Source organism: Shewanella sp., assembly GCF_013214165.1.
Taxonomy (GTDB): Bacteria; Pseudomonadota; Gammaproteobacteria; order Enterobacterales; family Shewanellaceae; genus Shewanella.
This window is the reverse complement of record NZ_JABSSM010000113.1, coordinates 1-8875: the sequence shown is the minus strand read 5'-3', so window position 1 is coordinate 8875 and position 8875 is coordinate 1. Positions and strand designations below refer to the sequence as shown.

The window sequence follows — 8875 nt, the reverse complement described above, 5'->3', positions numbered from 1 at the left end:
GAAGCGAGTATGGAGCTGGATCGTTTTGCCGAAAAATGGGATGGTAAATACCCTCAGATCAGTAAATCTTGGCGTTCGAATTGGGAAAACCTGATCACTATTTTTGATTACCCTCAGGATATTCGTATGGTGATTTATACCACCAACGCGATAGAGTCGCTGAACAGTGTGATCCGAAAATCGGTGAAGACGCGTAAGGTCTTTCCTAACGATGATGCTGCGTTGAAAGTTATCTTTTTAGCGATTGAATCAGCGTCTAAAAAATGGACCATGCCAATAAGGGATTGGAAACCTGCGTTAAATCGTTTTATGATTGAGTTTGAGGAGCAGCAGGCTCCTCATATTTAAAACGGGCAGTTACACAGTTTAATTTATACCCTCGCATGAAAAATGACACTCTTTGGCTAATTGATTGATGTTGCATGAGTTAAGAACACTTGTCAGTTGCTTAGGAATCGCGTTAAAATTCATCTTGTGCTCTCTCATTTTTGATTAGTGGTTCGCACTTACTATTTGATCATGAGATGAGCACAACTTCCATGTTTTATTAAATAATACTGACTAATCATATAGATATTTAGTTTTGGCTTAAGATCCTACGTATGAGCATAGACTGAAACTGACTCATCTTCAGAGGTATGCTTATAGTATAAGAGGTAATATCAAGTTAAATTGAATATAATTCTAAAGCAGGCTCCGGGTAATTGCTTTTGATCCAATGGTTTATCTACATAAATTAAATCTCCGCGGTGAGCCAGCATGATTTGGCGTGATAAACTTAAGCCAATGCCACAACCCTGCTGTTTTGTTGTGAAAAATGGGATAAAAATATGCTCTGCTACGTGGGATTCAATACCGGTCCCAGAATCTTCAATATCAACAATTAGTCCGCCTTGTGATTGGCGTTTTATGGTTATTTGAATTTTCTTTTGAGCTACATTACTCAACGATTGCTTAGCATTGGCAATGAGGTTGACCAATACCTGTTCCAACTGACATGAGTCTACAAACACCCAGTAGCTTTGATTGTCGAAAACAAAATTTATATCAATCTCCTTAGATTTGTCGCTTTTACTAAGCAATAAGAGTACATGTTTAACCAAAGCCGTTAGATCGAGGCGTTCAGGCTGTGGCTTCGGCAATTTGGTTATCTGGCTAAAGCTTTGAATAAATTTTCCCAAGCTCTCACTGCGTTTGGTAATGGTTGTTAATGCTTCAGTTAAGTCTTTGAGGTCATCCTCGCAGTCAAACTTATCTTGGCTGGGAAGCAGCTCCTTCGCTGTTTGAGCCAATGATGACAAAGGCATAATTGAATTCGCAATTTCGTGAGTTAATACTTTTGTAAGGTTCTCATAAGCTTTATTTTCCTTGGCTTCTAGTGCGTGATGAATAGACTGAATACTGATGATTTTCACTAGTTTTTCTTGCAAACGAGTGTAGGTTAGGTGTAAGGAAAGTGTGTCATTCCTTGCGTTTTTATTCCAAACAACGATGTCTCTGTGTGACGTGTTGGCAGAGGTAATATATTGGCCTAATTCCCTCCATTGTGGTGAAGTTATGTCTGCTGGCATAGGGCCAAGTAATTTATCAAGCGCTTGGTTTTTATGTATTACCTGATTGGCCCCATCCACAACAAGAATACAACTGTCTATATGTCTTAAAAGTTCCTGTAAAAATTGGTTATCATCCTGGGCTCTAATACGACCAATTTGGATATTCATTTTTATCTGTTCTATTTCGTATCGTAATAAGCTGTTACTACGTAAGCCTAACGAAGGATCGCCATTGGCCATTGCTTGTAAAACTGATTTGGTTCGACGTTCGTTTTTTAGCTGTCGAATCGATAACTGTATTCCGAAAATAATAGATATAATAATCATTAATGTTGTTATTGCATTTAAACCAATTGTGTTGATACTCATACTTGTTACGACAACGCATAGGGAGAACAGTAATTCACCAATTATATAGCGAAAAACTCCTCGGTTAATCATGAGCTATATACCATATTTTTCCAACCTTCGATAAAGTGCGCCTCGTGTTAATCCTAGCGCTTGTGCTGCTTGACTGAGATTGCCATTAAAGTGAATAATCGCTGTACGAATTGTTTGCTCTTCGACAGTAGCTAAATTAAGTTGAGTATTTTGAGCTGTGATTGATTCAATTGAAGTTTGTTTGTTACTTATAATTGTTGTGATATCTATTTGACTTTTGTCTGCTAAAATAACAGCTCGTTCGAGTGAATGAGATAACTCTCTTACGTTACCAGGCCACGGATAACGAGTTAGTCGTTGCATATCTGATTGGCAAATCGTAAGTTCCCGGTGGTATTTCTGACAGTTCAGTTGTAGAAAATGATTGATAAGGAGTGGTATATCTTCTTTTCTCTCTCTTAGTGGAGGCAAAGTTATTTCGATAGTATTGATACGATAAAGCAGGTCCTGACGGAATAACCCTTCTATAATAAACTTATTCAGATTTTCGTTAGTTGCGCATATTAGCCTTACATCGGTTTTGATTGTAGTATTGCTGCCAACAGCTTGAACTTCATTATTTTGAATTGTCGTAAGCAGTTTTCCCTGCTGCTGTAGTGGTAAGTTTCCTAACTCGTCAAGAAACAAACTCCCGCCTTTAGCAAGCTCAAAACGACCAATACGATCTGACTTAGCATCGGTGAATGCTCCAATTTTGTGTCCAAAAAGTTCGCTTTCAAAAAGAGAGCCTACAATAGACCCCATATCTACTGAGATAAAGGGGTTGTTGGCCCTTTGACTTTGATTGTGTATTGCCCGTGCGACTAATTCCTTACCTGTACCTGACTCACCTAATATCAATATGTTGGCATCCGTGACTGCAACCTTGGCTATAGTCGAAAATATTTGTTCCATTACTGCACTTTTGCCTAAAAATACCTGTCGATCATGGTTGATTACATCTAATAGTCCCTTAGTTTGCCGCCTCATGTGCTTGATAGCTTTCTTTGATTCGACATGTTTGAAAGCGGCTGCGACGGTAGCAAGTAATTCATCGTTTTGACATGGCTTGGCAATGAAGTCACAGGCCCCTAATTTGATAGCATTGATGGCCAACTTGATATCGGCATAAGCGGTCATAATCACGATAATCAAATTAGGATTGATATCAAGTAATATTTCGAGCCAATAGAGTCCTTCTTTTCCATTGATCGCATCTTGAGTGAAATTCATGTCTAGTAGCACAATATCAAAATCTGTTTGCTGTAATAGAGATGACATCTGAGTGGGATCATTGAGGGTTTGCACCATAGTGTAATGGCGTTTCAATAATAGCCGAGTAGCTGTTAACAGGTCAGTATTGTCATCGACAATTAATACATTGCCATTATTCTTCATCTTGTTACCCTTCTGTCGATAAATTGTAGCTTAATTGAATATAGCTATATTGTCCATTAGTGGACAGTCTGGTCTACGTTTATGGACACATTTCTAGAACTTCACCTAATATTACCGAATTATAAGGCTTGGACGAGTGTTTTACTCTGGCGCGAATGTTGCTTATCTTGTTATGTTAACAAACTATCGATCAAAAAAAATGGATGTCTGTGGATAAGAAAATAGAAAAAAGTGGGATGAATAACAACTCAAAATGGATTATTGCAGGCGTCGGCTTTGTTGCCATTTGTCTGTGGTTTTTCACTGGTAACAGTGGTTTGTCTGGCACCCAGTCTTCAGGAGGACAACAACAACATATTTCACTTCGCAGCTTGATGCTCAGTACGGTAGTCAAAGATCGTTTCGATGATTACTTAAATATACAAGGTATTGTGTTTCCGAAGTTTACAATCTACTTGGATGCCATTGCTGGTGGTCGGGTTGAAGAACGCTTTGTGCAACAAGGAGAATATGTAGAAAAAAATCAACCTTTAGTTAGAATGTCAAATACTAATCTACAACTAGATGTGATTAGTCGGGAGGCTCAAATCTCCGAGCAACTGAATTTTTTACGCAACACTCAAATGCAGGTTGAAACTGTTCGGCTCGATCTACGACGGTCTTTGTTAGATACCGACAACGAAATTGGTCATTTGGAACGCAAGCTCCGTCAGTTCAAGCGTTTGAAACATGCAGGGGCAGTTAGTCAAGAAGTGCTTTCCACAATTATACAAGATCTGGATTACTACAAAAAACGCAGGGCACTGACACTTGATCGGCAGACTCAGGAAGAAAAAGTACGTTCATTGCAAATCAAGCAGTTGAAAGATAGCGCTCAGATGTTGCAGAAAAACCTTCAGTTTGCCAGAGATAATCTTGATAATTTGTTAGTTAAGGCTCCATTAACCGGGTACTTGAGTGATTTTTCCGTAGAACTTGGCGAGTCAAAAGTGGAAGGGGCTCGGTTAGGACAGATTGATATTCCTGGTCAATTTAAAGTTATTGTGTCACTGGATGAATACTACTTGAACAAAGTGACTGTGGGTATGATGGTTAATGTCGAATCAAATGGTGAGACGCAGTCTTTAACCATCAATAAAGTGATAGCAGGGTAAATAATGCTCAATTTCAAGTTGAAATCGATTTACCAGATAACTTCCCGGGAACGGATATCCAAGAAAATTCAGCCGAGCAAATCAAACGGGGACAAACCATTGCAATGAGTATTGTGCTCAGTGAAAGCAACCGTGAAACTTTAATGATAGAGCGTGGTGGATTTGTCAACAATACTGGAGGTCATTGGATATTCGTTTTGAATGCCGACAACAGTATTGCGCATCGTCGTTCGATCATCGTAGGTAAGAGGAATCAACAATTTATTGAGGTTATAAAAGGCCTCAACGAGGGGGATAAAGTGATCATTTCGAATTATAGCGCTTTTGACAAAGCCGACATTCTGAATTTCTAAGTAGATAGTGAAAATAATATTTAAGGATTTTTATGATTAAATTAACCAATTTTTCTCGAGTATTTCATACGTCTGATGTCGAGACTACTGCAGTAAACAATGTTAATTTGCATGTTGCTAAAGGTGAGTTTCTTGCCATTATGGGACCTTCCGGCTGCGGAAAGTCGACTATGTTGTCTATATTGGGTATGTTGGATTCACCAACTAGTGGTGAGTATTTATTTTTAGGACAGGATATTGCTAAATTTAGTGAGAAACAGTTGTCCCAGTTGCGTAAAACCTCGTTGGGTATCGTATTTCAAAACTTTAATCTGATTGACGATTTGACCGTATACGAAAACGTAGCTCTTCCATTACAATACCAAAAAGTCCCTGCCGCTGAACGAAAATCCCGAGTTGAAGCTATTTTAAAGCGAATGAAAATCGATCACCGTGCCGACCATTTACCGCAGCAGCTTTCCGGAGGACAGCAGCAACGTGTCGCTGTGGCAAGAGCATTAGTGATTAATCCGAAATTGATTCTTGCTGATGAACCAACCGGTAACCTCGATTCCACAAATGGCAAGGAAGTAATGGATATGTTGAAAGAAATCAATAATGAGGGGACTACAGTGATTATGGTAACTCACTCTGAAACAGAAGCATTGTTCAGTCACCGCATCGTTCGTTTGTTTGATGGCCAGATTGTCTCTGGTCCCATCAACAGCATAGGAAACAAGGCTTAATATGCTGATAAATTATGTTATTACAGCTTATCGTTCATTTCAGAGACAAAAAACTTATTTTGCCATTAACGTGATAGGTTTGGCGGTAGGGCTGGCGGCGGCATTACTCGTTGCACTCTATGCATATTATGAAAGTTCTTTTGATGAGTTTCATCCACACACTGAAAATACCTATCGAATATTGCAGCATTATAAGTCTGTAGATATTAGTGTCCCCATAATCAGCCCTTCTATTGGTCAGTATGCAACCAAATTGGATGGCGTAGAAGCGGTATTCAGTTGGGTAATGGGGGGTGAAAAGATCGATGATAAAGTAAAGGTCAATGATCAATACTTACCGTTGGAAAATGTTTATGCGGCGACCCCTAATTTAACCGATTTTTTCTCCATCAATGTGCTTGATGGACAGTTAAAAGAAGCCTTGACGTTGCCTGACAGAATAGCTTTGTCTCATTCTGCAGCTGTTCGTTTTTTCGGGTCAACTAGTGTTGTTGGACGGCGATTAGAGACTGCTAGTAAAATTTGGACAGTTGGTGCTATTTTTGAAGATATGCCGACTAATACTCATTTGTTGGTTGATGCCATCATTAGTGAAAGTCAATTTAATCACAGATTTTTTAGAAACGATTCTTTCACTTACATCCGGTTGTCTGATAATGCAAACAAAGCGAGTATACTTTCCAAAATAAGTAAATTTGTCAATGCACATCAAGGCAAAAATAATATTGAGATTAAATTACAATCGATATTAGATGTCCATTTGGACGAAAATATGCTCTATGATATGAAAAAAGGCGGATCGGCCAAAACGGTTAAAATTAGTATCGCCCTAAGTATTTTGTTGATGATGATTGGCTCCATTAATTTTATTAATATGAGTATAGCACAGGCTGGGACAAGAGCAAAAGAGGTAGGTGTGCGCAAAGCCTTGGGCAGTTCCAGACAACAATTGCTGCTACAATTCTTGCTGGAGTCGGTTAGCGTTGCCGCTATTTCAGCTTTGATTGCTTGTGCTATTGTTGAGTTGCTGCTGCCTGCATTTAATCAGTTTGTTTCACGCGAGTTGAGTATTAGTTACTTTAGTTACTTCGGAGTATTTATTGTAAGCTCGACTCTAGTAGTAGGGTTTTTGTCAGGTGTTTATCCTGCATTATTTATTTCATCGTTTAGCGCCAAAAGAGTGTTAAGTGGTGATATGCAAAGGGGGACAACTGCCATTCGAATTCGTAAGTTTTTGATGGTGTTTCAGGCGGCACTTTCGATAGGTCTTATTATTGGAGCTATTACTTTGTATATGCAATTGCAGTTCCTTGATAACTTGGCTGTGGGTTATGACAAATCTCAACGTTTAAGAGTACTGAATACAGGTAATATTTTCGACCCTAAATATCAATCTTTGTTTAACGATATCAGTAAAATTAGCGGTGTAAATGATGTGACTCCCACAGATTTCAACCTTACCGTGTCGACAAATGCCGGTGTTAATATTCGCCTGCCAGGATCTGATGCAGTAACTGAGGGGATTAAGTATGCTGGTGTTGGATATGATGCGGTTTCAACGCTTGGCTTAAAATTGATTGCTGGTCGAGATTTTTCTGAAAAACATAAATCGGATTGGTTTAATGAGCAAACTGGCGTACCAAAAGCTAGTATATTGATTTCTCGTTCATTACTTATAGCTGCTGGATATGATTCACCTGAGCAAGCTATTGACAAGGTATTCAGGTTTGATGCTGGTCCATCTATTGGATTTAACGGCAAAATTGTTGGCGTGGTCGAAGATGTTAAAATAGGTTCAACCCGTAGCCCACAGTCACCGATCGTTTTTGTCTGTGGGTTAACCTGGGCAGGTGGTGTAGCCTTAACCATCAATGTTGAAGATGAATTTCAGTTGGACACGCGCCAACGCATTGAGGATGTTATCAAAGAGCGGCTTAAATTGGATACTGTTGAGGTAGAATTGGTATCAGAACAATACAGTGCAATTTATCAGGGCGAAAGAATACAGGCCCAAGTGGTATTGCTATTTAGTGGTTTAGCTGTGTTTTTAACTTGTGTGGGTATTTTTGGTTTGGCGGCATTCAGTGCGCAAAGGCGAAATAAAGAAGTGGCGATCAGAAAAGTACTGGGGGCGTCTCGAACGGAGCTGGTAAACCTACTGGCCAAAGAATATTTGATTTTGATTGGTATCAGCATTGTGGTGGCATTCCCTATTGCTTTTTATTTTATTGATAGTTGGTTAACAAATTTCAATGACCGCATCAGTCAGAATCCTTTGGTATATCTAGTGGCTGCCGGATTGGTAATGTTTGTAACTTGGTCGACAGTATTTAGCCTTGCTCTTCGAATGTCGAGTATTCAACCGTTTTCAATGTTGAGGAAAGAATAGCTTGGAATAATGAGGATGGAAAAAAGTTCCCTAATAGGCTGTTAAAACTAGCAATAATTCACGCGCCCGTACATTCGTACTGAGTGAGGTAAATAAGCATGTTACTTATAGCCTGAATCAGTGGCAAAATCTAACGCGCTATCTTGAAAATGGCAGGCTTAACATTGACAATAATCGTGCTGAGCGAGCCATAAAACCGTTCGTAATTGGAGGCAAGAACTGGTTGTTTTCTAATACGGCTAATGGTGCGAACGCCAGTGCGATGTTGTACAGCATGATTGAAACGGCCAAGGCCAATGGGCTAGTGCCGTTCGATTATCTAATTCACTGCCTCGAGCAGTTGTCACTCAAGCCTGAAAGCCTAGAGCATTTGCTGCCTTGAAATATAAAAAAGCTAGGAGGGTATAAATTAAACTGTGTAACTGCCTGTTTTAAATATGAGGAGCCAGCTGCTCCTCAAACTCAATCATAAAACGATTTAACGCAGGTTTCCAATCCCTTATCGGCATGGTCCATTTTTTAGACGCTGATTCAATCGCTAAAAAGATAACTTTCAACGCAGCATCATCGTTAGGAAAGACCTTACGCGTCTTCACCGATTTTCGGATCACACTGTTCAGCGACTCTATCGCGTTGGTGGTATAAATCACCATACGAATATCCTGAGGGTAATCAAAAATAGTGATCAGGTTGTCCCAATTCGTACGCCAAGATTTACTGATCTGAGGATATTTACCATCCCATTTTTCGGCAAAGCGATCCAGCTCCATACTCGCTTCTTGCTCCGTGATCGATTGATAGATGCTCTTCAAGTCACTTGTCACTGCCTTGTAATCTTTCCAGGGCACAAACTTCAGTGAATTACGCACCATGTGGACGATAC

General features: G+C 39.5%; 9 protein-coding genes. 6 read left to right on the top strand and 3 right to left on the bottom strand.

Annotation, left to right across the window (positions count from 1 at the left end; genetic code table 11):
* Window positions 1–348 (top strand): transposase (locus HRU42_RS19420; protein ID WP_295033556.1); only part of this gene is annotated, 348 nt, incomplete at its 5' end.
* 314 nt (window positions 349–662) lie between these two features.
* On the opposite strand, the gene HRU42_RS19415 is transcribed toward HRU42_RS19420, so the two are convergent.
* Together HRU42_RS19415 and HRU42_RS19410 are read right to left on the bottom strand one after the other, a co-directional pair.
* Window positions 663–1922 carry an ATP-binding protein gene (locus tag HRU42_RS19415; protein WP_295033555.1) on the bottom strand — a complete coding sequence of 420 codons (1260 nt, stop codon included), beginning with the start codon at window positions 1920–1922 and terminating at the stop codon, window positions 663–665.
* Between the two features lie 75 nt (window positions 1923–1997).
* Window positions 1998–3371, bottom strand: coding sequence for a sigma-54 dependent transcriptional regulator (locus HRU42_RS19410; protein ID WP_295033554.1), 1374 nt, complete (start codon window positions 3369–3371; stop codon window positions 1998–2000).
* A gap of 209 nt (window positions 3372–3580) precedes the next feature.
* Here HRU42_RS19410 and HRU42_RS19405 point away from each other — a divergent pair, with 209 nt between their 5' ends.
* The 5 genes from HRU42_RS19405 (at window position 3581) to HRU42_RS19385 (ending at window position 8374) form a co-directional block, all read left to right on the top strand.
* Window positions 3581–4525: an efflux transporter periplasmic adaptor subunit gene (locus HRU42_RS19405; protein ID WP_295033553.1), complete on the top strand. Its 945-nt coding sequence runs from the start codon at window positions 3581–3583 to the stop codon at window positions 4523–4525.
* Window positions 4526–4629: 104 nt separating this feature from the next.
* Entirely contained in the window at window positions 4630–4878 is a 249-nt protein-coding gene (locus tag HRU42_RS19400) for a hypothetical protein (protein WP_295033551.1), read from the top strand.
* 32 nt (window positions 4879–4910) lie between these two features.
* A complete protein-coding gene (locus HRU42_RS19395) occupies window positions 4911–5603 on the top strand; it encodes an ABC transporter ATP-binding protein (RefSeq protein ID WP_295033549.1) in 693 nt (230 codons plus the stop codon).
* Window position 5604: 1 nt separating this feature from the next.
* The gene (locus HRU42_RS19390; RefSeq protein WP_295033547.1) at window positions 5605–7992 is read left to right on the top strand and encodes an ABC transporter permease; all 2388 of its coding nucleotides are present in this window, start codon (window positions 5605–5607) and stop codon (window positions 7990–7992) included.
* Between the two features lie 79 nt (window positions 7993–8071).
* Window positions 8072–8374 (top strand): transposase, encoded by a 303-nt coding sequence (locus HRU42_RS19385; RefSeq protein ID WP_367227198.1) that lies wholly within the window; start codon window positions 8072–8074, stop codon window positions 8372–8374.
* A gap of 49 nt (window positions 8375–8423) precedes the next feature.
* Here the strand turns inward: HRU42_RS19385 and HRU42_RS19380 are convergent.
* Window positions 8424–8875, bottom strand: a 452-nt coding sequence (locus tag HRU42_RS19380) for a transposase (RefSeq protein ID WP_295033545.1), incomplete at its 5' end; no start/stop codon positions are given.